Origin of the sequence: Oceanisphaera arctica (assembly GCF_002936955.1) — a bacterium.
GTDB lineage: Bacteria > Pseudomonadota > Gammaproteobacteria > Enterobacterales > Aeromonadaceae > Oceanimonas > Oceanimonas arctica.
This window is the reverse complement of record NZ_MPZM01000009.1, coordinates 48,719-70,818: the sequence shown is the minus strand read 5'-3', so window position 1 is coordinate 70,818 and position 22,100 is coordinate 48,719. Positions and strand designations below refer to the sequence as shown.

Below are 22,100 nucleotides of genomic sequence, written 5' to 3'. Positions count from 1 at the left end.
ATGGACAAGATGACGCCCAGCCGGCCCTATTTGCTGCGCGCTTTCTATGACTGGCTGCTGGATAACGAGTTGACGCCCCACCTGCTGGTCAATGCCGGGGTAGCCCATACCACGGTGCCGCATCAGTATGTGCAGGACGGGCAGATAGTGTTGAGCATCGCCCCTCAGGCGGTGGTCGGATTGCACATGGATAACGAAGCGGTCACCTTCAGCGCCCGCTTCGGCGGCTCGCCGTTCCAGGTGTACGTGCCGATGGCGGCGGTGGTGTCGATTCAGGCGCGGGAAAACGGTGCTGGCACCTTCTTTCCGCCGGAACCGGCCTATGAGGCCTGGCTGGCTGATGCTGACGAGTTAGAGGCAGATGAAGCCGATACGCCGTCGGCTCCGGAGCCAGTTGCTTCTGTACCGAAGAAAGGCAAGCCCACCCTGAGGGTGGTTAAATAAAAAACGCAGCCAATTGGCTGCGTTTTTTTATGTCTGCGTAGCAGGGTGAAATGTGAGGCGTAAGGAAACCCTGCCGGTTTCTCATTTTTTATTATTCTACGCCTCACCCACCCCTTTTCAACCTTCACGTGGTTCTAAGGTGCCGCCTGTACAAATTCGAACACGGTGATCACGCGTTTCACGCCGCTGATATTACGGGTCAGCTGCACCGAAATATCGGCTTCCTTGCGGGTGACCAGACCAATCAGAAACACCTCGCCATTCTCGGTCACCACCTTGATCTTGGTGCCATCGATGTTTTTTTCGGCCAGCAGGGTGCTCTTGACCTTGGAGGTCAGCCAGGTGTCCTGACTGCGGCCCGCGATCTCGAGCGGCTTGCCGATGCGAACTTCGTTGAACACCTCGGAGACGCCGGGTACGCCCCGGACTATCTCTTCCGCCTGCTGGCGATAGGCTTCGGTCGGGGTCTGGCCAATCAGCAGGGTCTTGCCGTTGGTGGTTATCAGCGCCAGACGGCTGTCATCCCACAGCGGTTTGGTGGCGCCGAGGCGATGCAGGGCGCGCATATCGATGGTCTGATCGCTGAGCTGGGTACCTAGGGTTCTGCGATCAGTGACGGAACCGACGCCGGTGCCGGCGCCGGTCAGCATGACGCCGGCACAGCCCTGCAGCAGTAGCGCCGACGCCAGTATCAGCATATATCCTTGTTTCATCATTCATCTTCCTGTTGGGGGAACAGAGTGCGGTCAATCAGATCGCACAGACAATGCAGGGTCAGTAAATTGACCTCGTGAATGCGTGGCGCCCGTAACGCCGGGACCCGGATTTCCACATCGTTGGGGCCGAGCAGGCCGGCGAGCTCGCCGCCGTCACCGCCGCTCAATGCCACTATGGTCATATCCCGGCTGAGGGCGGCTTCTGCCGCCTTGATCAGGTTGCGGCTGTTACCGCTGGTGGAGATCACCACCAGCACATCGCCGGTCTGGCCCAGGGCGCGGATCTGGCGGGCGTAGGCCTCGTCGAAGTGCTGATCGACCGCAATGGCGCTGATGCTGCTGGTATCGAGAGTCAGGCAGAGGGCTGGCAAGGCCGGGCGTTCGGTTTCGTAGCGGTTGATAAGCTCGCTGACAAACAGCTGCGCCAGGGCATTGGAGCCGCCGTTGCCACAGACCAGCAACTTGTTACCGTTGAGCAGACACATCACCATCATCTGGGCTGCAGCCAGAATATCATCCGGCAGCGCCTCGGCGGCGGCAATTTTGGTCTGGATGCTTTCGGTAAAACTGGCTTTTATTTCTTCCTGCATGGGGTTCCTTAAAAGGCGTTGGGTATCCAGTGAACATGGCTTCCTTCACAGGCGACCAAATCGAATCGACAGGACTGTCGTGATTCATTCAGCCCTTTTGATTGCATGTAACTGTGGGCCGTTCGTCGCAGTTTTTGCTGCTTGGACGGGATCACCGAGGCGGCGGCGCCGCCAAAGTGGCTGTTCTTGCGATAACGGACCTCGACGAAGATAAGGGTGTTGCCTGTGCTCATGATCAAGTCAATTTCGCCGAGCTTGCACTGATAGTTACGCTCGAGCAGGCGGAGCCCCTGCTCGAGTAAAAACTGTTCGGCCCGGCGTTCAAATTCATCCCCCCGGGTGCGGCTATTCGCTGCCGGCTTGCCATTCGCCATCACGATACTCCATCCATTGCAGCCGGCGCTGAATGACGCCGCCTTCACTCAGGCTAAGTTCGCCGGTCAGCGCCGGTACTGCCGGCGCCCCCTCTCGCAGCTGAGTCAGTTGCGGGATCAGGGTCAGGGCATCATAACCAAAGGCGAACAGCCGTAACCAGCTCGAGCCGGCGGTGGGCCACAGGGTCTCGATTTCTTCCATCAGCTGCGGCGCCCCGCCGAACAGCCAGGGCATGTCGGCCAGCTGCAGGCCGTTCAGCTCGCTCATCGGCGGTTCACCGCCGGGTACATAGCTGCGCGAGGTGACATAGGTCGGCAGACGGGCGGCGCGACTGTCTCGGATGAAATCGAAATAAGGCAGAATAAAGCGGGTTTCGGTGGTGTTAGTGACCATAAACACCGAATCGATGGGGCCTGACGGTGGCGCGGTTTCGATGCTTCCTCTGATCACGCCGACGCCGGCAGCAACACCTGCGCTGCCGTCCTTGAGAGCTCGGCGTACATCGGATTCGATGGATTGCTGGTTGTTGAAGTAGGCAAGCCTGGCCTGCTGGCCGCTCAGTTGTTGCCACTGGGTCTTGAACTCGGCGGCGACCCGCCGGCCCAGCTCGTTGCCGGGAGCAAATACCAGTGGCTGGCGGTGGCCCTGTTCCCAGATGTGAACCGCCGCTTCGGCCGCTTCCGCTTCCGGTGACAGAGAAAAATAGTAGCGGTGCGGCAAGACTGGCTGATAGGCGGGCCTGTTGAGGGCGAACACCGGAATGGCAGGATCCAGGCTGGTCAGAGCGTCGATATCTTCTTTCAGCAGCGGACCCAGAATAAAGTCGGCTCCGGCCTGCTGGAGTTGCCGATAGAGAGTCGCCATGTCCCGGCCGTTGGTGTCGAAGAAGCTGAGTCGTGACGACTGCCCCTGATGGGCGCTCAGTATGCCGTTACGAATGGCATCGGCCTGCTCTGCCAGCTGGCCACTGAGCGGTAACAAGACGGCAATATGGGCGGGCTGGTAGGCGTCGAGGCTAATGCCGGGCTCTGTGCTGTCGGACAGATAGCGGTGCCCGGGATGATCCGGATAGGCCTTGCGCCAGGACTGTAGTTGCCAGCTGCGTTGGCCGGGAACGGTGTGCTGGTTGTTCAGAATTGCCATCAGCCGCAGCCAGCCGTTGACCGACTCGCTGTTGCTTGCGTTCTGAGCCTGATGCAAGGCCAGCGGCGACGATTGAGTCAGTAGCTGATAAATGCGCTCCAGACCGGCGTTCTGCTCCTGATCTGCCAGCGTTTCATGGCGTTCGATCAGCATCTTGGCGGCGTCGATCGGCTGTTGTTGTTGCTCGAACCGATTGGCCTGCAGCAACAGATAATAGCTGGCCGCGTTGGGCGTCAGTGCTTTGGTATCCACGGCGGCCAGTCGCTGGCCGGCCAGTCCGGTATTGCCGTTTGCCAGCGCGGCGGCACCGTCCAGCAAGGCGACCAACGGCTGTTGTGCCAGCGTGGCTTGCTGCCGCAGGCGGGCCAGTTGGGGTTCTGCGACGCCGACATTGCCTTGTTGCAGCCAGGCGCGAATGGCCAGCACCCGCCAGGAAAAGGCATCCGGCTCGGAGGCTTGCTCGGCCTGAGTCAGATATTGCTCGGCACTGCGATCTGTGAGGCCGAACATTTCCGGTGCCGGCTCTGACGGACCTTTTTGCTGGGGCCCGGTAACACAGGCCATCAGGATGGATGAAAGCACCAAGGTGCACAGCAGCCGTGTTACACTGTTACGTTGAATTTGTGTCGCCAATCCCTTTATCCCAAGCTGTGTCATTCTGGCCCTAAGTGTAATAGGGCCATGACGGTGAAACAATTGCTTGCACAGGAGTCCCCATGAGCCAAGCGGCTGCACTTTATATTGTGCCTACCCCTATCGGCAACCTGAATGATATCAGCCAGCGTGCACTGGACACATTGCAACAGGTTGATTTGATTGCCTGTGAAGATACCCGTCATACGGCGAAACTGCTATCCCATTACCAGATTAGTACGACGACCTGGGCGCTGCATGACCATAATGAGCAGTATAAGTCCGAGCAGCTGGTGACGCGCCTGTTAAGCGGTCAGTCGGTGGCGCTGGTATCGGATGCCGGTACCCCCTTGATCAGTGACCCGGGTTACCACCTGGTCAACAGCTGTCGTGATGCAGGGGTACAGGTCATTGCCTTGCCCGGTCCCTGTGCGGCGGTGACGGCGCTGTCGGCCGCCGGCCTGCCCACGGATCGCTTTGCGTTCGAAGGTTTTTTACCGGCGAAGGAAAAGGCCCGGCTGGACAAGATTGAGAGCCTGAAAGACGAACCCCGCACCCTGGTGTTCTACGAATCTCCCCGTCGTCTGCTCGACAGTGTCGTGGCGCTGATTGCGGTGCTGGGCGACGAACGCCGTCTGGTGGTGGCGCGAGAGCTGACCAAGACCTTCGAAACCATTCACAGCCTGCCCGCCGCCGAGATGTTGATCTGGCTGCAGCAAGACAGTAATCGAAGCCGGGGTGAAATTGTACTCATGGTCGCCGGTTACCGGCCCGACAGCGATGATGAACTGTCGGCCGAGGTGCTGCGTACCCTGGCCCTGCTGCGTGGCGAGCTGCCATTGAAGAAGGCGGCGGCATTGACCGCCGAGATCCACGGGGTCAAGAAAAACGCCCTCTACAAATACGGGCTGGAACATCTGGAGTCTTGAGTCGCCTCTCTGTCATCACACCAAATCATTTACACATCCGGCGATATTCATCAATAAGCGGGTGATGGCTGGTGTCCTGCCGGTGACTGGTGTACACTCCGCCGCGGAGTTGGCCGGGTAATCGCTGCTTCGTCGTTGTGTCTTCGGGCATACGGGCGGAGGGGAGGAAAGTCCGGGCTCCACAGGGCAGGGTGCCAGGTAACGCCTGGGGGGTGCGAACCCACGACCAGTGCAGCAGAGAGTAAACCGCCGATGGCCCGCAAGGGATCAGGTAAGGGTGAAAGGGTGCGGTAAGAGCGCACCGCGCGACTGGCAACAGTTCGTGGCACGGTAAACTCCACCCGGAGCAAGACCAAATAGGCCTCCTACAGGCGCGGCCCGCGCTGGAGGCGGGTAGGTTGCTGGAGCCAGTGAGCGATTGCTGGCCTAGAGGAATGATTACTAATCGAGCTTGCTCGATACAGAACCCGGCTTACAGGCCAACTCCCACTATTTTATAAAACGCAGCTTCGGCTGCGTTTTCTGTTTACAGGCTCTGCCGAATTGGCGATATCCTTTTATTTATTTCTCCCTCCGTTTTAACTCTATATCCGTTCAGGCTGTAATTTATACCGCTGTTAATATCCATCACAGGCCGGAACATCAACTTTCTCTTCCTTGCTTGCTTGAAAAGCTTGAGTCCGCTCCTTACACTCTAGCGTGGTGGGGAAAAGTGGTTTTTTGTGGAACAAAGTAGATTTTAAGGACTCAGAATGCTGCGTGGTGCTCACGCCATCAGCCTGGATACCAAGGGCCGGTTGGCAATACCGACACGATTCCGGGACTCTTTGCACGATGAGTGTGACGGTTTACTGATCTGCACCATCGATATCAGCAATCCTTGTCTGCTGCTTTATCCCCTCGCCGAATGGGAATTGATAGAAAAAAAATTGCGGGCCTTGTCGAGCACCAACCCGGTGGAACGGCGCCTGCAACGAGTATTACTGGGACATGCTGCGGAGTGTGAGCTGGATGCTCAGGGCCGGTTTTTAATACCGGGCCCACTCAGGCAACATGCGGGACTCGAAAAAAAAATCATGCTGGTGGGGCAACTCAACAAGTTCGAAATTTGGGATGACACCCGCTGGCAACAACAAATCAGCGATGACTTACTGGCCCTCCCCGGGGAGGGCTGGGAGTCATCGGAACGACTGCGGGACTTCGCGCTATAACATGAGTCAACAACAGACACATATCACAGTACTGCTGCACGAAGCCGTGGACGGCTTGAATATCAAGCCGAATGGCATTTATGTAGACGGTACCTTCGGCCGCGGCGGACACTCTCGGCATATCCTGTCCCAAATGGGTCCTAATGGGCGCCTGCTGGCGATCGACAGAGACCCTCAGGCCATCGCCGAAGCGGGCAAGATTGATGACCCGCGCTTTCAGATACTGCACGGTCCCTTCTCCCGCCTGGCGGAGATGATGGAAGAGCAGGGGCTGACAGGACGCATCGATGGCGTCCTGCTTGATCTTGGGGTGTCTTCTCCCCAGCTGGATCAGGCCGAGCGCGGTTTCAGCTTTCAGAAAGACGGCCCGCTGGATATGCGCATGGATCCCACCAGCGGCCAGAGTGCCGCCGACTGGCTGGCGCATGCGGATGTAGACGATATTGCCTGGGTGCTGAAAACCTTCGGCGAAGAAAAATTTGCCAAGAAGATAGCCCGCGCCATCGTACACGACCGGGTAACAGAGCCTTACACCCGCACCCGGCCTTTGGCCGAGATGATCGCTCGGGTCAGCCCCAGTCGAGATAAACACAAGCATGCGGCCACCCGCAGCTTTCAGGCCATTCGCATCTATATCAACAGCGAGCTGGAAGAAATAGAGCAGGCGTTGAATGGCGCCATGCAGGTACTGGCGACCGGCGGGCGCCTGTCGGTCATTAGTTTCCATTCGCTGGAAGACCGCATCGTTAAACGCTTTATCCGCAAACAGGAAAAGGGCCCCGAGCTGCCGCCCGGGCTGCCGCTGACCGAGGCCCAGCTGTCCGGTGGACGCTTGTTGAAGAGTATCGGCAAGGCGCAAAAGCCATCGGCCGTCGAGGTGGACGCCAACCCGCGTTCTCGCAGCTCTGTGTTGCGAGTCGCCGAGCGGCTGGATACACCGGCTTGATAACCGGACGCATCAACCTGGCCAAAGAGATTGGCCAGGATCTGTTGCGGCACAAGTGGCAGCTGCTGCTGACGCTGGTGACCCTGAGTTCGGCCTTGCTGGTGATCGTCATTACCCAGGGGACCCGACAGTTGACCAGTGAATACAACGAATTGATGGCAGAGCAGGACCGACTGGATATCGAGTGGCGGCATCTGCTACTGGAGCAAAGCACCCTGATGGAGCACAGCCGGATAGAGGCACTGGCCCGAGACAAGCTTGGCATGCAACGGCCGGCCCCGGCTCAGGAAAAATTGGTGACGCAACGATGAGACGGCGCAAGCAGAATAAAAAAGAACCCATGCTGACCGGTTGGCGTTTTATGACCGTCTGCGGGGTGATTCTGTTCGCTTTCGTCGCCCTGTTTGCCCGGGCTGCCTGGATCCAGGTGGTGTCTCCGGATCGGTTACGGCTGGAAGGAGACATGCGATCGCTGCGAACCACAGTCACCAGCACCACCCGTGGCATGATCATGGATCGTAACGGCGAAGAGCTGGCGGTGTCGGTGCCGGTACAGGCGGTATGGGCCGATCCCAAACAGGTGCACACAGAGCTGAGTCTGGAAAAAGGGCAGGCCTGGAAGGCGCTGGCCGACGTGCTGGGCGTTCCGCATGAAACCTTGATGAAACGGGTCGAGAACCCCAGACGTCGCTTCGTCTATTTACAGCGTCAGGTGACCCCTGCGGTGGCGGAATATATTCGCAAACTACGTCTGCCCGGCGTGCATCTGCGACCGGAAGAACGTCGTTTTTATCCCACCGGCGAGATCAATGCTCATCTGGTGGGGTTGACCAATATCGACGGAGCCGGTATCGAAGGCATAGAGCGGGGCTTCAACGAGTGGCTTACCGCTCAGGCCGGCGAGCGCCGGGTGCGCAAAGATAGAACCGGTCGGGTGATCGAGGATCTGGGCGTGGTCTCCGAGGCGCGGGAAGCGAACAATATTCAGTTGACCATCGATCAGCGCATCCAGGCGCTGGCCTACCGTTCGCTCAAGCGGGCCACCGAATACCATAGAGCAACCTCTGCCTCGCTGGTGATGCTGGACGTGAAAACCGGCGAAGTGCTGGCCATCGTCAACAGCCCCTCCTTCAATCCCAATAACCGCAGTCAGTACCAGAGCTTTCGGGCGCGCAACCGAGCGGTTACCGATACCTATGAGCCCGGTTCTACCATCAAGCCGCTGATCGTGGTCAGTGCTTTGGAGAACGGCGTTGTTAAAGCCGACTCCATCGTCGATACCAGCCCCGGCTGGATGCGCCTGGGGGGCAAGCGAGTGTCCGATACCCGCAACCTGGGCCCCATTAGCGTGCAAACCGTGCTGCAACGCTCGTCCAACATGGGGATGGCGCGCATGGCGCTGCAGGAAACCCCGGAGCAGCTGCTCGACACCCTCTATCGCTTCGGGCTGGGTATCGACTCGGGCATGGGGCTGGTGGGCGAAAGCACCGGCCTGGTGCCCCAGCGTCGGCGCTGGTCCGACATAGAAAGAGCGACTCTGTCGTTCGGTTATGGCATCACGGTGACCCCGCTGCAGCTGGCCCAGTCTTATGCGGTGCTGGCCAATGGTGGCGTGCGTTATCCGCTGACCATCATCAAGCGCAGCCAGCCTCCGGTGGGCGAGCAGGTAGTGCCCAGACAGCATGCGGATGCTGTGCTGCATATGCTCGAAAGCGTGGTCGGACCCGGTGGCACGGCGCGTAAGGCGGAGATTCCTGGTTATCGGGTGGCCGGCAAGACCGGCACCTCACGCAAGGCCATCGCCGGTGGCTATGGCAGCGACTATGTGGGTGTTTTTGCCGGCATGGCGCCGGTCAGCAACCCGCGGCTGGCCATGGTGGTGGTGATGAACGAACCCCAGGGTGAAAAATACTACGGCGGCGACGTGGCGGCGCCGGTGTTTGCCGAGGTCATGAGCGGTGCCCTGCAATTATTGAATATTCGCCCGGATGGAGCGACTCAGGAGCAGTTCCAGCTGGCAGGACAGGAGGCAAAATTTGTCCCTCACACTTAGAGATCTGGCGGTACCGCTGGGCCTCTCGGCCCCGGCCATCTCCATCGATGCCATGACCCTCGACAGCCGGGCCGTTACGCCCGGCGCTTTGTTTGTTGCTGTTAAAGGTCATAGCGTCGACGGTCGTCAGTTTATTGAATCCGCGTTGAACAAGGGCGCGGCGGCGGTGCTGTTCGAGGTGGACAGCCCGGAACAGTCCGGTCTGGATCATTGTGATCACCGCCTGCTGGGGGTGTACCGATTGCCCGAAAGCCTGTCGCTGCTGGCCGGTGTGTTTTACGGCGAGCCGTCCACCGATCTGCAATTGATTGGCGTGACTGGCACCAATGGCAAGAGCACGGTGACCCAGCTTGTTGCCAACTGGAGCTGTCTGCTGGGCACTCAGGCCGGGCTCATGGGCACCCTGGGTAACGGGCTGTATGGCCAGTTGCAGGAGGCGGTCAATACCACGGGTTCGGCGCTGGAGGTTCAGCAACAGCTGGCCGAGCAACGGCGAGCGGGGGCCCGGCGGCTGGCGATGGAAGTTTCCTCCCATGGGCTGCATCAGCATCGGGTGGCTGCGTTGAATTTTGACGTGGCGGTGTTCACCAATCTCAGCCGGGATCATCTGGACTATCACGGCACCATGGCCGCCTACGGTGAGGCCAAGCGGCAGCTGTTCGAGCAGTGTCGCCAGGCGTGCGTCATCAATGCGGACGACCCGCTGGGGCGGCGCTGGTTGGGCCGGTATCCGGACGCCATCGCCTATGGCCTGCATGGGAGACTGGGTGATTTCGGTGGCCGTCAGCTGGTGGCGGAAACCGTTCACTTTTATAGCGACGGGTTGAAAGTGACCATTAACTCCGACTGGGGGAATGGTGTATTATCCGCCCCCCTGATGGGCCGCTTCAATGTGTCCAACCTGTTGGCAGCCATGGCCGCCCTGTTGGCGTTGGGTGAATCCTTTGAACGGCTGTTGGCTACGGCGCCGCAGCTCTCTGGCGTGGCCGGACGAATGGAGCCTTTTACCGCTCCCGGCCGGCCGCTGGTGGTGGTGGATTATGCCCATACCCCCGACGCGCTCGAGCAGGCATTGCAGGCGCTGCGTCAGCACTGCAAGGGCCGGTTATGGTGCCTGACCGGTTGCGGCGGCGACAGAGACAAGGGCAAGCGCCCGCTGATGGCGGCGTCGGCACAAGCCGGTGCCGACGTGGTGATACTGACCGACGACAACCCGCGTACCGAGTCGGCCGAAGCCATCGTCGAAGACATGCGCCAAGGCCTGAACGATCCCGACACCGTACTGGTGATCCACCGGCGAGCGGAGGCCATTCGTCATGCCATCGGGCAGGCGGATGCGGAAGATATTATTTTGGTGGCCGGCAAAGGCCATGAGGATTATCAGATAGTGGGTACTGACAAGATGCATTACAGCGACCGGGAAACCGTGGCCGGCCTTTTGGGGCTGAATACATGATACCGCTCAGTCTCGAGCAGCTGGCTCAGGCCTCCGGCGGTGAACTGCGCGGTGCCGATGGCGCCATAGTGGCGGTGACCACCGACAGCCGTCAGGCGCTGCCCGATGGCGGCCTTTTCGTGGCCCTGAGTGGCGAACGCTTCGACGGCCATGACTTCGCCGCCGCGGCACACCTGCAGGGCGCGACTGCTTTGCTGGTGGAGCGCTGGCTGGAACTTGAGCTGCCCCAGATCAGGGTGGCGGATTCCCGTCTGGCGCTGGGCGTGCTCGGTGGCCTGGCGCGGGAGCTGAGTTCGGCGCGGGTGCTGGCCATTACCGGCAGCTGTGGCAAGACCACGGTCAAGGAAATGGCGGCGTCTATTCTGCGCCAGAAAGGCAAGGTGCTGGCTACCAGAGGCAACCTCAATAACGAAATTGGTGTGCCGCTGACCCTTTGTGAACTGACGGCGGATACCGAGTACGCCGTGGTCGAGCTGGGTGCCAACCACATCGGCGAAATTGCCTGGACCAGCTCCCTGACCAGACCCCATGCGGCCCTGATCAACAATGTGGAAGCCTCTCACCTGGAGGGCTTTGGCTCACTCGAGGGCGTGGCCCGGGCCAAGGGCGAGATCTACGACGGTCTGGCAGACGGTGGTGTGGCCATCGCCAATGGCGACAGTCCTTTCTGTGCCCTGTGGCGTCAGCAACATAAGCTGGTGTATTTCGGTGAGCAGCGGGAGTATCAGGCCCGTCAAATCAGCCTAGACAAGTCGGGGTGCGCTCACTTTCGTCTGCTTACTCCTCAGGGAGAGGTGGATGTGCAGTTACCTATACCCGGCAAGCATAACGTGTCCAACGCCCTGGCTGCCGCCGCCGGCACCGAGGCGCTGGGCGCGAGTCTTGAAGAAATATCCGCCGGGCTGAGTCAGTTTGGGTCGCCTGCAGGGCGACTGCAGGTCTGGACGCGACCCGGACTGACGGTGCTGGATGATACATATAACGCCAGTGTCGCTTCGGTGCTGGCGGGGCTGGATACCCTGGCCAGCCTGCCCGGTTACCGTATCTTCGTATTCGGCGACATGGCTGAGTTGGGTGAGTACAGCAAAGAGATGCATATTCAAGTGGGCGAGTACGCCCGCAAGTTGGGTATCGATCGGGTATTGACTGTGGGTCGAGACAGCAAACATACGGCGAGTGCGGCTCAGGGCCTGCACTTTGAACAGAAACAGCAATTACAGCCCGTCCTTTTCGAGGCGCTGTCACAACATAATAAGGTAGTCGTTTTGATCAAGGGTGCGCGCAGCGCCCGGATGGAAGATATCGTCCGGGCCATTCAGGAGGGTGAGGCATGCTAGTCTGGCTGGCGGAGTGGCTGACGCCTCATTTCAGCTTTCTTAACGTCTTTTCCTACCTCACCTTCCGGGCGGTGATTTCGATTCTCACCGGTCTGGTTGTCTGTCTGTGGATAGGCCCGCGGCTGATCCGTCGGCTGCAGGAGTTGCAAATCGGCCAGGTGGTACGCAACGACGGGCCCGAGTCTCATTTCAGCAAGGCCGGTACCCCGACCATGGGCGGCCTCATGATACTGGTCTCCATCTTCGTCTCGGTATTGCTGTGGGCGCGGCTGGACAACCCCTATGTGTGGGTGGTGTTGTTCGTGCTGGGCGCCTTCGGTGCCATCGGCTTCGTCGATGACTACCGCAAGGTGGTGCGCAAGAACACCGATGGCCTGGTGGCTCGCTGGAAATACTTCTGGCAATCGGCGGCGGCACTGGCGGCGGCCATCTTCGTGTACTGGATAGCCAAAGATCCGGCCCAGACCCAGCTGGTGGTGCCCTTCTTCAAGGACGTCATGCCCCAGCTCGGCCTCTTCTTTATTGTGCTCAGCTACTTCGTGATCGTCGGCTCCAGCAACGCGGTCAATCTGACCGACGGCCTGGACGGCCTGGCCATCATGCCCACCGTCATGGTGGCGGCGGGCTTTGCGCTGGTGGCCTGGGCCACCGGCAACGTCAACTTTGCCGCCTATCTGCATATTCCCTACGTGGCCCATGCGGGCGAGCTGACCGTAGTCTGTACCGCCATGGTGGGCGCGGGGCTGGGCTTTCTCTGGTTCAATACCTTTCCGGCCCAGGTGTTCATGGGCGATGTGGGTTCCCTGGCACTGGGTGCGGCGCTGGGTGCCATCGCCGTGCTGGTGCGGCAGGAATTTCTGCTGGTGATCATGGGCGGCATTTTCGTGATCGAAACCCTGTCGGTAATCCTGCAGGTGGGCTCCTACAAGTTGCGTGGCCAGCGGATTTTCCGCATGGCCCCTATTCATCATCATTATGAACTCAAGGGCTGGCCCGAGCCGCGGGTGATAGTGCGTTTCTGGATTATTACCCTGATGCTGGTGCTGATTGGCCTGGCGACCCTGAAGGTGAGATAAGGCATGTTACCTGAACGTATCCTGATTATTGGCCTGGGGCAGACCGGACTTTCCTGTCTGCGTTATTGCCTGCAGCGGGGCGTCAGTCCCGTGGTGATGGATACCCGAGCCCAGCCTCCGGGCGCCGAGCTGCTGCCCGAGCAGACCGAGCGTTACTTCGGTGGCCTGAGCCTGGCGCCGATACTGGCGGCCGAGCTGATTATCGCCAGCCCCGGTGTGGCGCTGGCCACGCCGGAGCTGCAACAGGCACTGGCCGCCGGTATAGAGGTTGTCGGCGATATCGAGCTGTTCGTGCGCGAGTGTACCGCGCCCATCGTCGCCATTACCGGATCCAACGGCAAGAGTACCGTCACCACCCTGGTCGGCGAGATGGCGGCCGAGACGGGCATTCGGGTCGGCGTGGGCGGTAACATCGGCATCCCGGCGTTGGACTTATTGCAGCAGAAGGCAGGGCAGCCGCTGGAGCTGGCGGTATTGGAGTTGTCGAGCTTTCAGCTGGAAACCACTCCCGGCCTGCGGGCCTGTACCGCCACCGTGCTCAACATCAGCGAAGATCATCTGGATCGCTACGACTCTCTGGCTCATTACAGAGACACCAAACTGGGCATCTATGAAGGTGCCCGGCTTGCGGTATACAACCGGGAAGACGACCAGACTCGTCCGTTATCCGATGTGGCAGCGGTCAGCTTCGGCCTCGATTCGGCGGAATATGGCCGCATGGAGCATGACGGCGAACTCTGGCTTAGCCGCTTTGGCGAGCCGGTGTTGCCGGTATCGGCGCTGAAGATACTCGGCGCTCATAACCAGCTCAACGCCCTGGCGGCGATGGCGCTGGCGGACAAGGCCGGTATTGCCGTTGACGCTCAGCTTAAGGTATTGCGTCGCTTCGGTGGTCTGGCGCACCGGTGTCAGTTTGTGGCCGAGAAAAACGGCGTACGCTGGGTCAACGACACCAAAGCCACCAATGTGGGCGCCACCCTGGCGGCTATAGCCGGTATCGGCGAGTCGGTCTCTGGCCGGCTGTGGCTGATTGCCGGTGGTCAGGGTAAGGACCAGGATTTCGGCCCCCTGGTGCCCCTGCTGGAAAATACCATTGCCGGCATGGCCTGTTTCGGTCAGGACAGCGCCCGGCTGTTGGCGCTTGCCGATAACACTCATGAGGTAGCGACCCTGGATGAGGCGGTGGCCTGGTGCGCCGAACAGGCCCGGCCCGGTGACTGGGTGCTTCTGGCGCCGGCCTGTGCCAGCCTGGACATGTATCTCAACTATCAAAAGCGGGGCGAGCATTTCATCGCCCTGGTGGAGGCCCTATGAAGTGGTGGCCTTCCTTCGGCAGCGGCTGGTTGCTGCGACCCTCACAGGGGCTGATCTACGACCGGCAGCTGGTGATATTGTCGCTGTCGCTGATGGCCATCGGCCTGGTAATGGTGTCTTCTGCTTCCATTGCCGAGGGCATCAAGCTCGGCGATGATCCCTTCTATTTCGTCAAGCGCCATGGCGCTTTTCTGCTGATTTGTCTGATGCTTTCCAGCCTGATACTGCAGGTACCCATGGCTCGCTGGCAGCAGTGCAACACCGGCTTTCTGGTGTTGGCGATAGTGCTGCTGGTGGTGGTGCTGGTGGTGGGACGTGAAATCAACGGCAGTCAGCGCTGGTTGCCACTGGGGCCACTCAACGTGCAGCCGGCGGAAATCGCCAAGCTGGCGCTGTTTACCTTCCTGGCCGGCTATCTGGTCCGCCGTCAGGATGAGGTACGGGGTCAGTGGAAGGGCTTTCTCAAGCCGCTGGCGGTGATGGGAGTGATGTCGGTACTCTTGCTGAAGCAACCGGATCTGGGCTCTGTGGTGGTGCTGTTCGTCACCACCCTCGGCATGCTGTTTCTGGCCGGGGCCCGGCTCAGCCAGTTCCTCAGCCTGGTGGGGCTGGGTATCGGCCTGCTGGTTTTTCTGATTATCAGCGCTCCCTATCGTATCCGGCGGGTTACCTCCTTTCTCAACCCCTGGGAAGATCCCTTCGGCAGCGGCTATCAGCTGACTCAGTCCTTGATGGCCTTCGGCCGGGGCGGCTGGTTTGGCGAGGGGTTGGGTAACTCCATTCAGAAGCTGGAGTACCTGCCCGAGGCCCATACCGACTTCGTGTTCGCCATTCTCGGCGAAGAGCTGGGCTTTACCGGCGTCTTGCTGGTGCTGCTGCTGCAGGCTTGGCTCGCGTTCAAGGCGCTGCATATCGGCCAGAAGGTGCTGCTGGGCGGCCGTCAGTATGAAGGTTATCTGGCCATGGGCATCGGCATCTGGTTCAGCTTCCAGACGGTGGTGAACGTGGGCGCGGCCTCGGGCATGTTGCCCACCAAGGGCCTGACCCTGCCGCTGGTCAGTTACGGTGGCTCCAGTCTGCTGGTGATCACTACCGCCGTGTGCATCCTGGTGCGTATCGACTTCGAGTGGCGCCGGGATCACATGCAGGCCCGGCAGAGGGAGGCGACATGAGCAAGTCCAAGACCCTGCTGGTGATGGCCGGTGGCACCGGTGGCCATGTCTTTCCCGGGCTGGCGGTGGCGGATCGGCTGCGGGCCGAAGGCTGGGATATTCACTGGCTGGGCACCGCTGAGCGGATGGAAGCACAGCTGGTGCCGAAACACGGTTATCCGCTGCATACCATCGATATTGCCGGGGTACGTGGCAACGGCATCAAGCGAAAGCTGATGGCGCCCTTTCAGATCCTGAAGGCGGTATGTCAGGCGCGGCGGGTGCTACGTCAGGTCAAGCCTCAGGTGGTACTGGGCATGGGCGGCTTTGCCGCCGGGCCCGGTGGCGTGGCGGCAAAACTGGCGGGTATTCCGCTGGTGTTGCACGAGCAGAATGCCGCCGCGGGCATGACTAACAAGTTACTGGCGCGCATCGCCCAGCGGGTGCTGATGGCCTTTCCGGGGGCCTTTGCCGAGGGCGACAATACCGCCGTGGTCGGCAATCCGGTACGTCCGGAAGTGCTGGCACTGCCAGCTCCGGCCGAACGTATCTCCACCGAACCTCAGCCGCTGCGGTTGCTGGTGGTGGGCGGCAGCCTGGGTGCAAGAATACTGAACGATCTTATGCCGAAGGCGGTGGCTTTGAGCGTGAATATCCGGGTGCGGCATCAGACCGGCAAGGGCAACTCAGAGGCGGTGCACCAGGCCTATCAGGCACTCGGTGTCGATGCAGAGGTAAGTGATTTTATCGACGACATGGCGGCGGCATACGGCGCGGCGGATCTGGTGGTCTGCCGCGCCGGTGCGCTGACGGTGTCGGAAGTGGCCGCCGCCGGTGTGGCCGCCTTGTTTGTGCCGCTGCCCCATGCGGTAGACGATCATCAGACCAAGAATGCCCGCTCGCTGTCCGACAGCGGCGCGGCATTGTTGTTGCCCCAGTCCGAGCTGAATGCAGAGAGACTGGCGGCGCAATTACAGCAACTGGCCGCGAACCGGGAGCAACTGCTGGCGATGGCCAGTCGGGCCCGGTCGCTGGCGATTACCGATGCCGCGGAGCGGGTGGCCGAGTGCCTGCGCGCCGTGGCGAAATAAACGAGAGAATGGCATGACCAAGGTTGAACTGGCAAAACTCAGAAGCACAGTCCCCGAGATGAGACGGGTACGACGCATCCACTTTATCGGCATCGGCGGTGCCGGTATGGGCGGTATTGCCGAGGTGCTGGCCAACGAGGGCTATGCCATTTCCGGCTCCGATATCGCCCATAACCCGGTTACCGACCGGCTGGCGGGCATGGGGGCCACCATTTATCTGGGCCACGCTCCGGAACAGGTTGCCGACGTCAGCGTGGTGGTGGTGTCCACAGCCATCAAGGCCGACAACCCCGAGTTGATTGCGGCGCGGGAACTGCGCATTCCGGTGGTGCGCCGGGCCGAAATGCTGGCCGAGCTGATGCGTTTTCGCCACGGGGTGGCGGTCGCCGGTACCCACGGCAAGACCACCACCACCAGCCTGATCGCCAGCATCTATGGCGAGGCGGGCATGGATCCGACCTTTGTCATCGGCGGCCTGCTCAACGGCGCCGGTTGCAACGCCCGCCTGGGCTCCAGCCGTTACCTGATCGCCGAAGCCGACGAGAGCGACGCCTCCTTCCTGCACCTACAGCCGATGGTGTCCATCGTCACCAATATAGAAGCGGATCACATGGACACCTACGGCGGCGACTTCAGCAAGCTGGAAGCCACCTTCGTCGATTTTCTGCACAACCTGCCGTTTTACGGTCTGGCGGTGCTCTGTGTCGACGATGAAGTGGTGCGTGAGCTGATGCCGCGCATCGGTCGCCAGTTTGTCACCTATGGTTTCGCCGAGGATGCGGACTACCGGATCGAGGCGTTCAGCCAGCAACGGGATCACAGCCGTTTCAAGGTGTGCCGCCCCGATGGTGATTGTCTGGAAGTACAGCTCAGCCTGCCCGGCCGTCACAACGCCCAGAACGCCACCGCCGCCATTGCCGTGGCCTGTGAAGACGGCGTGGCCGACGACGCCATACTGGCGGCACTGATGAAGTTTGAAGGCGTCGGCCGCCGCTTTCAGCAATACGGCGAATTCGAGACCGGCCGCGGTCTGGCCAAGCTGGTGGATGACTATGGCCACCACCCGAGCGAAGTGCGCGCCACCCAGAATGCGGTGCGCGCCGGCTGGCCCGAGCGTCGACTGGTCACCATCTATCAGCCGCACCGTTACAGCCGGACCCGGGATTTGTATGAAGATTTTGTCGACGTGCTGTCGAAAAGCGATGTGCTGATCCTGCTTGAAGTGTACAGTGCCGGCGAGGCGCCTATCCCCGGTGCAGACAGCCGTGCCCTGTGCCGTTCCATTCGTAGTCGTGGTCATATGGAACCTATCTATGTGGCTACTCCCGACGAGGTGCCGCAGGTGTTGGCGGAGCTGCTGCAAGACGGAGATCTGGTGCTGACTCAGGGCGCCGGTAACGTGGGTGGACTGGCCCGCAAGCTTGGCCAGCTTCGGCTATCGATTGAAGCGATGAAGCAACAGGGAGAGCAGGCATGACACAGTTCGGTAAAGTCGCGGTATTGTTCGGTGGCCATTCTGCCGAGCGGGAAGTGTCGTTGCGTTCCGGCGCGGCGGTACTGGCCGGCTTGCAGCGGGCCGGGGTGGATGCCCACGGTATTGACCCCCGGGATTACCCTCTTGCCCGGCTGAAGGAAGAAGCCTTCAGCCGGGCCTTTATCGTGGTCCACGGCCGGGGTGGTGAAGACGGTACCCTGCAGGGCGCGCTCGAGCATATTGGGGTGCCTTATACCGGCTCCCGGGTGCTGGGCGCGGCGCTGGCGATGGACAAAATCCGCACCAAGCAGGTGTGGCAGGCGATGGGATTACCCACTGCCGACTTTCGTGTGGTGCACAAGAGCACCTTCAAGGCCGAAGATTCGGCGGCGCTGCTGGCGCAGTTTGACGGTCCCGTGTTCGTCAAGCCTTCCCACGAAGGCTCGAGCATCGGCATGACCAAGGCTGCCGATGCCGAAACCCTGGTCCGTGCAGTAGAAGAGGCCTTCACCTTTGACGACGAGGTGCTGATCGAGCGCTTTATCGAAGGCGATGAGTATACGGTCAGCATTCTGGGTGAGCAGGCACTGCCGGCCATTAGGCTGCGCACCACGCATGACTTTTATGATTATTCGGCCAAGTATCAGTCCGGCGACACCGAATACCTGTGCCCCTGTGGCCTGAACGATGCCGATGAACAGGCGCTGGGCGCATTGAGCCTGGCGGCCTTCAGAGCCGTGGCCGCCACCGGCTGGGGCCGGGTCGATCTGATGCAAGACCGCCAGGGCCGCTGGTGGCTGCTGGAAGTGAACACTGTGCCGGGCATGACCGAGACCAGCCTGGTCCCCAAGTCGGCGCGGGTTGCCGGCCTGTCGTTCGATGAACTGGTGGTGGCGGTACTGGAGATGGCGTACTGATATGAGCTCTGTCGCGATCCGTACCCGACTGGCCTTTATCGGCGGTCTGACCTTCTTCCTGACGGTGCTGTCGGCGCTGCTGTGGGGTCTTTGGTTGCTGGTGGTGTGGATGACGGCGGCCAATCAGGTACCGGTCAACAGCCTGATGATTCAGGGAGAGCAGCACTATCTCAGCCGGGAAGAAGTGCGCCAGTCGGTGCTGGCGCTGCCGGAGGTCGGCAACTTCTTCACCCTGGAGGTGGACAGGGTGCAGCAGCAACTGCAGTCGCTGCCCTGGGTTTATCAGGCGTCGGTGCGCAAGCAATGGCCCGACATACTGCGGGTTTACATCGTGGAGCAGCCGGTGGCGGCCCAGTGGAATCAAGATGCCATGGTGAATACCCATGGCGAGATTTTCCGGGTCCGTCATGACGATCCGAGTCTGGTGTCCCTGTCGGGGCCGGATGAAGAATCGAACAGGGTGCTGGAAGAATATCACAGTGTACAGAAATTGTTACAGCCCAGAGGTTATCGGATTGAGCGGGTTCACCTGACCCCTCGACGATCCTGGGAACTGACCCTGTCGGACGGGGTCACGCTGTTGCTGGGACGCGAGGATCTCGAGGCCCGTTTGCAACGATTTATTGATGTCTATCCGGGCATTGCTGAGCGGGAGCGAGTGGCTTATCTCGATCTTCGCTACGATACCGGGCTGGCAGTGGGATGGAAGCAGGACGAAGAGACAGATAATGACAAAAAGCGCGGAACGAAATCTGATCGTCGGGCTTGATATCGGCACGGCTAAGGTCACGGCCCTGGTAGGGGAAGTGTTACCGGATGGCGATCTGAATATCATCGGGCTTGGCAGCCATTCCTCGAAGGGAATGGACAAGGGCGGTGTCAACGACCTCGAATCTGTGGTCAAGTCGCTGAAGCGGGCGGTGGATGAAGCCGAGATGATGGCGGATTGCCAGATCACTTCCGTCTATCTGGGTTTGTCGGGCAAGCATATCGAATGCCGCAACGAGACCGGTATGGTGCCGATTTCGGACGAGGAAGTCACCCAGGAAGACGTGGACAGCGTGATCCATACGGCCAAGTCGGTACGACTGTCCGATGAACACCGGGTGCTGCATGTGTTGCCCCAGGAGTACTCAATCGACTTTCAGGAGGGGATCAAGAATCCCATCGGGCTGTCGGGGGTGCGCATGCACGCCAAGGTGCATCTGATCACCTGTCACAACGACATGGCACGCAATATCGAAAAGTGTGTGGAACGTCTGGGACTGCGTGTAGACCAGTTGATTTTCAGCGCCCTGGCATCGAGTTATGCGGTGCTGACCGATGATGAGAAAGAACTGGGTGTCTGCGTAGTTGATATCGGCGGTGGCACCATGGACATGGCGGTGTTTACCGGCGGCGCCTTGCGTCATACCAAGGTGATCCCCTATGCGGGCAGTACGGTTACCAGCGACATCGCCTACGCATTTGGCACGCCGCCGCTCGATGCGGAAGCGATCAAGGTGCGTCACGGTGGCGCCTTCAGCCGACTGGTTAGCAAGGAAGACACCATAGAAGTGCCCAGCGTGGGAGGACGCCCGGCCCGTAGTCTGCAGCGACAGACCCTGGCCGAGGTAATAGAACCGCGCTACAGCGAGCTGCTCGGCATGATCCACCAGGAGTTGAGCAAGGTTCAGGGCGAGCTGAAGAAAGCCGGGGTCAAGCATCAGCTGGCCGCGGGCCTGGTATTGACTGGCGGTGCCGCACAGATAGAAGGCCTGGTGGAATGTGCCGAACAAATCTTCCAGTGTCAGGTGCGTATCGGCCAGCCGAGCGGGGTAAAAGGCTTATCGGATTACGTTGAAACACCGGTGTACTCCACCGCCGTCGGCTTGTTGCATTACGGCAAGGAGCATCAATCGATGCCTCAACAGGATTATAAAAACAAATCCAGTGTCACCGGGCTGTTGAAGCGGATCGGCAATTGGCTGCGTGGCGAATTTTAACCTTGGCAGTATTTGATACTGATAGTAAATAACCAAGAGCAAAGCGGAGAGAGCCTTATGTTTGAACTAATGAATGATCACGAGCAGGAAGCCGTCATTAAAGTGGTTGGTGTCGGTGGCGGCGGCGGTAATGCCGTTGAACACATGGTGCGTGAAAATCTGGAAGGCGTGGAGTTTCTGGCCATCAATACCGATGCCCAGGCCCTGCGTAATTCCAGTGCCTCGCGCACCCTGCAGGTGGGGGGCGATATCACCAAGGGACTGGGCGCCGGGGCCAACCCGGAAGTAGGCCGGGACGCGGCGCTGGAAGACCGAGATGCCATTCGTGACCTGCTGGACGGCGCCGATATGGTGTTTATTGCCGCCGGTATGGGTGGTGGTACCGGTACCGGTGCCGCTCCTGTGGTGGCCGAAGTGGCCAAGGAACTGGGTATCCTGACCGTGGCCGTGGTGACCAAGCCGTTTGCCTTCGAGGGCAAGAAGCGGATGAACTATGCCCAGCAGGGCATCAATGAGCTGGCCAAGCATGTCGACTCCCTGATCACCATCCCCAATGACAAGCTGCTGAAAGTGCTGGGTCGGGGCATCTCTCTGCTGGACGCCTTCAAGGCCGCCAACAACGTGCTGCTGGGTGCGGTACAGGGTATCGCCGAACTGATTACCCGTCCGGGCCTGATCAACGTCGATTTCGCCGACGTGCGTACCGTGATGCGTGAAATGGGTACCGCCATGATGGGTACCGGCAGTGCCACTGGTGAAGACAGAGCCGAGGAAGCGGCCGAAAAAGCCATTTCCAGCCCGCTGCTGGAAGACGTGGATCTGGCCGGTGCTCGTGGCATCCTGGTCAACATCACTGCCGGTCTGGACATGACCATCGAAGAGTTTGAAACCGTGGGTAATGCGGTCAAGGCCTTCGCCTCCGAAAACGCCACCGTGGTGGTGGGTACTGTGCTGGATCCGGACATCAGCGACGAGCTGCGGGTAACCGTAGTGGCCACCGGTATTGGTGCCGAGCGCAAGCCGGATATCACCCTGGTCAAGTCAGGCACCAGCAACCGCGATGACAACGGTATGCGTCAGGTAGAAGCTCAGCGTGAAGATCAGCCCGGAAAACTGGTGGTGAATGCCGATGCCACCCAGGCCAAGTCCGACATGGATTACCTGGATATACCGGCGTTTTTGCGCAAGCAGGCCGACTGAGAAAGGCTCTCAATTGGCGACGGCGGATTATTGTGCTAACATATCGGACCATTTGAATT

General features: G+C 60.2%; 21 protein-coding genes and 1 other RNA gene. 18 read left to right on the top strand and 4 right to left on the bottom strand.

The genetic code is table 11. The annotated features are described in order from the left end of the window. Positions 1-9: 9 nt before the first annotated feature. Positions 10-444, top strand: coding sequence for a ClpXP protease specificity-enhancing factor (locus UN63_RS06305; protein ID WP_181068192.1), 435 nt, complete (start codon positions 10-12; stop codon positions 442-444). Positions 445-578: 134 nt separating this feature from the next. Here UN63_RS06305 and dolP read toward each other — a convergent pair whose 3' ends face one another. The 4 genes from dolP to UN63_RS06285 are packed head-to-tail and all read right to left on the bottom strand — an operon-like array spanning position 579 to position 3,901. Continuing rightward, on the bottom strand, positions 579-1,160 hold the full coding sequence (gene dolP / locus UN63_RS06300) for a division/outer membrane stress-associated lipid-binding lipoprotein (RefSeq protein ID WP_104485927.1): 582 nt from the start codon (positions 1,158-1,160) through the stop codon (positions 579-581). Then, positions 1,157-1,750 (bottom strand): D-sedoheptulose-7-phosphate isomerase, encoded by a 594-nt coding sequence (locus UN63_RS06295; protein ID WP_104485926.1) that lies wholly within the window; start codon positions 1,748-1,750, stop codon positions 1,157-1,159. The genes dolP and UN63_RS06295 overlap by 4 nt, the downstream gene beginning before the upstream one ends. Before the next feature lie 8 nt (positions 1,751-1,758). Then, positions 1,759-2,124, bottom strand: a complete 366-nt coding sequence (locus UN63_RS06290; protein WP_104485925.1) for a YraN family protein — start codon at positions 2,122-2,124, stop codon at positions 1,759-1,761. After that, entirely contained in the window at positions 2,096-3,901 is a 1,806-nt protein-coding gene (locus tag UN63_RS06285) for a penicillin-binding protein activator (protein ID WP_229793421.1), read from the bottom strand. Before UN63_RS06285 ends, UN63_RS06290 begins: the two co-directional genes overlap by 29 nt. Before the next feature lie 83 nt (positions 3,902-3,984). Between UN63_RS06285 and rsmI the strand changes: the two genes are divergently transcribed. The 17 genes from rsmI to ftsZ all read left to right on the top strand — a co-directional run bounded on the left by rsmI (position 3,985) and on the right by ftsZ (position 22,041). Continuing rightward, complete coding sequence (gene rsmI, locus UN63_RS06280; RefSeq protein WP_104485923.1) at positions 3,985-4,830, top strand: 16S rRNA (cytidine(1402)-2'-O)-methyltransferase; 846 nt, start codon at positions 3,985-3,987, stop codon at positions 4,828-4,830. Between the two features lie 105 nt (positions 4,831-4,935). Next, an RNA gene (gene rnpB, locus UN63_RS06275) (RNase P RNA component class A) lies at positions 4,936-5,321 on the top strand. 261 nt (positions 5,322-5,582) lie between these two features. Then, a complete protein-coding gene (gene mraZ / locus UN63_RS06270) occupies positions 5,583-6,041 on the top strand; it encodes a division/cell wall cluster transcriptional repressor MraZ (RefSeq protein WP_104485922.1) in 459 nt (152 codons plus the stop codon). A 1-nt stretch (position 6,042) separates the two neighbouring features. Then, a complete protein-coding gene (rsmH, locus tag UN63_RS06265; RefSeq protein ID WP_104485921.1) occupies positions 6,043-6,987 on the top strand; it encodes a 16S rRNA (cytosine(1402)-N(4))-methyltransferase RsmH in 945 nt (314 codons plus the stop codon). Next, entirely contained in the window at positions 6,987-7,298 is a 312-nt protein-coding gene (gene ftsL / locus UN63_RS06260) for a cell division protein FtsL (RefSeq protein WP_104485962.1), read from the top strand. The genes rsmH and ftsL overlap by 1 nt, the downstream gene beginning before the upstream one ends. Beyond that, a complete protein-coding gene (locus UN63_RS06255; protein WP_104485920.1) occupies positions 7,295-9,040 on the top strand; it encodes a penicillin-binding transpeptidase domain-containing protein in 1,746 nt (581 codons plus the stop codon). The genes ftsL and UN63_RS06255 overlap by 4 nt, the downstream gene beginning before the upstream one ends. After that, positions 9,024-10,496 (top strand): UDP-N-acetylmuramoyl-L-alanyl-D-glutamate--2,6-diaminopimelate ligase, encoded by a 1,473-nt coding sequence (gene murE / locus UN63_RS06250; protein ID WP_268244974.1) that lies wholly within the window; start codon positions 9,024-9,026, stop codon positions 10,494-10,496. Before UN63_RS06255 ends, murE begins: the two co-directional genes overlap by 17 nt. After that, positions 10,493-11,833: a UDP-N-acetylmuramoyl-tripeptide--D-alanyl-D-alanine ligase gene (locus UN63_RS06245; RefSeq protein WP_104485918.1), complete on the top strand. Its 1,341-nt coding sequence runs from the start codon at positions 10,493-10,495 to the stop codon at positions 11,831-11,833. Before murE ends, UN63_RS06245 begins: the two co-directional genes overlap by 4 nt. Next, positions 11,827-12,909, top strand: coding sequence for a phospho-N-acetylmuramoyl-pentapeptide-transferase (gene mraY / locus UN63_RS06240; RefSeq protein WP_104485917.1), 1,083 nt, complete (start codon positions 11,827-11,829; stop codon positions 12,907-12,909). Before UN63_RS06245 ends, mraY begins: the two co-directional genes overlap by 7 nt. A gap of 3 nt (positions 12,910-12,912) precedes the next feature. Continuing rightward, a complete protein-coding gene (gene murD, locus UN63_RS06235) occupies positions 12,913-14,223 on the top strand; it encodes a UDP-N-acetylmuramoyl-L-alanine--D-glutamate ligase (RefSeq protein ID WP_104485916.1) in 1,311 nt (436 codons plus the stop codon). Then, complete coding sequence (ftsW, locus tag UN63_RS06230; RefSeq protein WP_104485915.1) at positions 14,220-15,395, top strand: cell division protein FtsW; 1,176 nt, start codon at positions 14,220-14,222, stop codon at positions 15,393-15,395. The genes murD and ftsW overlap by 4 nt, the downstream gene beginning before the upstream one ends. Further along, positions 15,392-16,465, top strand: coding sequence for an undecaprenyldiphospho-muramoylpentapeptide beta-N-acetylglucosaminyltransferase (murG, locus tag UN63_RS06225; protein ID WP_104485914.1), 1,074 nt, complete (start codon positions 15,392-15,394; stop codon positions 16,463-16,465). Before ftsW ends, murG begins: the two co-directional genes overlap by 4 nt. Positions 16,466-16,478: 13 nt before the next feature. Then, the gene (murC, locus tag UN63_RS06220) at positions 16,479-17,942 is read left to right on the top strand and encodes a UDP-N-acetylmuramate--L-alanine ligase (protein WP_104485913.1); all 1,464 of its coding nucleotides are present in this window, start codon (positions 16,479-16,481) and stop codon (positions 17,940-17,942) included. Beyond that, the gene (locus UN63_RS06215; protein ID WP_104485912.1) at positions 17,939-18,856 is read left to right on the top strand and encodes a D-alanine--D-alanine ligase; all 918 of its coding nucleotides are present in this window, start codon (positions 17,939-17,941) and stop codon (positions 18,854-18,856) included. The genes murC and UN63_RS06215 overlap by 4 nt, the downstream gene beginning before the upstream one ends. Before the next feature lies 1 nt (position 18,857). Then, on the top strand, positions 18,858-19,625 hold the full coding sequence (locus tag UN63_RS06210; protein ID WP_104485911.1) for a cell division protein FtsQ/DivIB: 768 nt from the start codon (positions 18,858-18,860) through the stop codon (positions 19,623-19,625). Next, positions 19,585-20,841, top strand: coding sequence for a cell division protein FtsA (ftsA, locus tag UN63_RS06205; protein ID WP_104485910.1), 1,257 nt, complete (start codon positions 19,585-19,587; stop codon positions 20,839-20,841). The genes UN63_RS06210 and ftsA overlap by 41 nt, the downstream gene beginning before the upstream one ends. Positions 20,842-20,898: 57 nt before the next feature. Beyond that, positions 20,899-22,041, top strand: coding sequence for a cell division protein FtsZ (gene ftsZ / locus UN63_RS06200; protein WP_104485909.1), 1,143 nt, complete (start codon positions 20,899-20,901; stop codon positions 22,039-22,041). Positions 22,042-22,100: the final 59 nt, after the last annotated feature.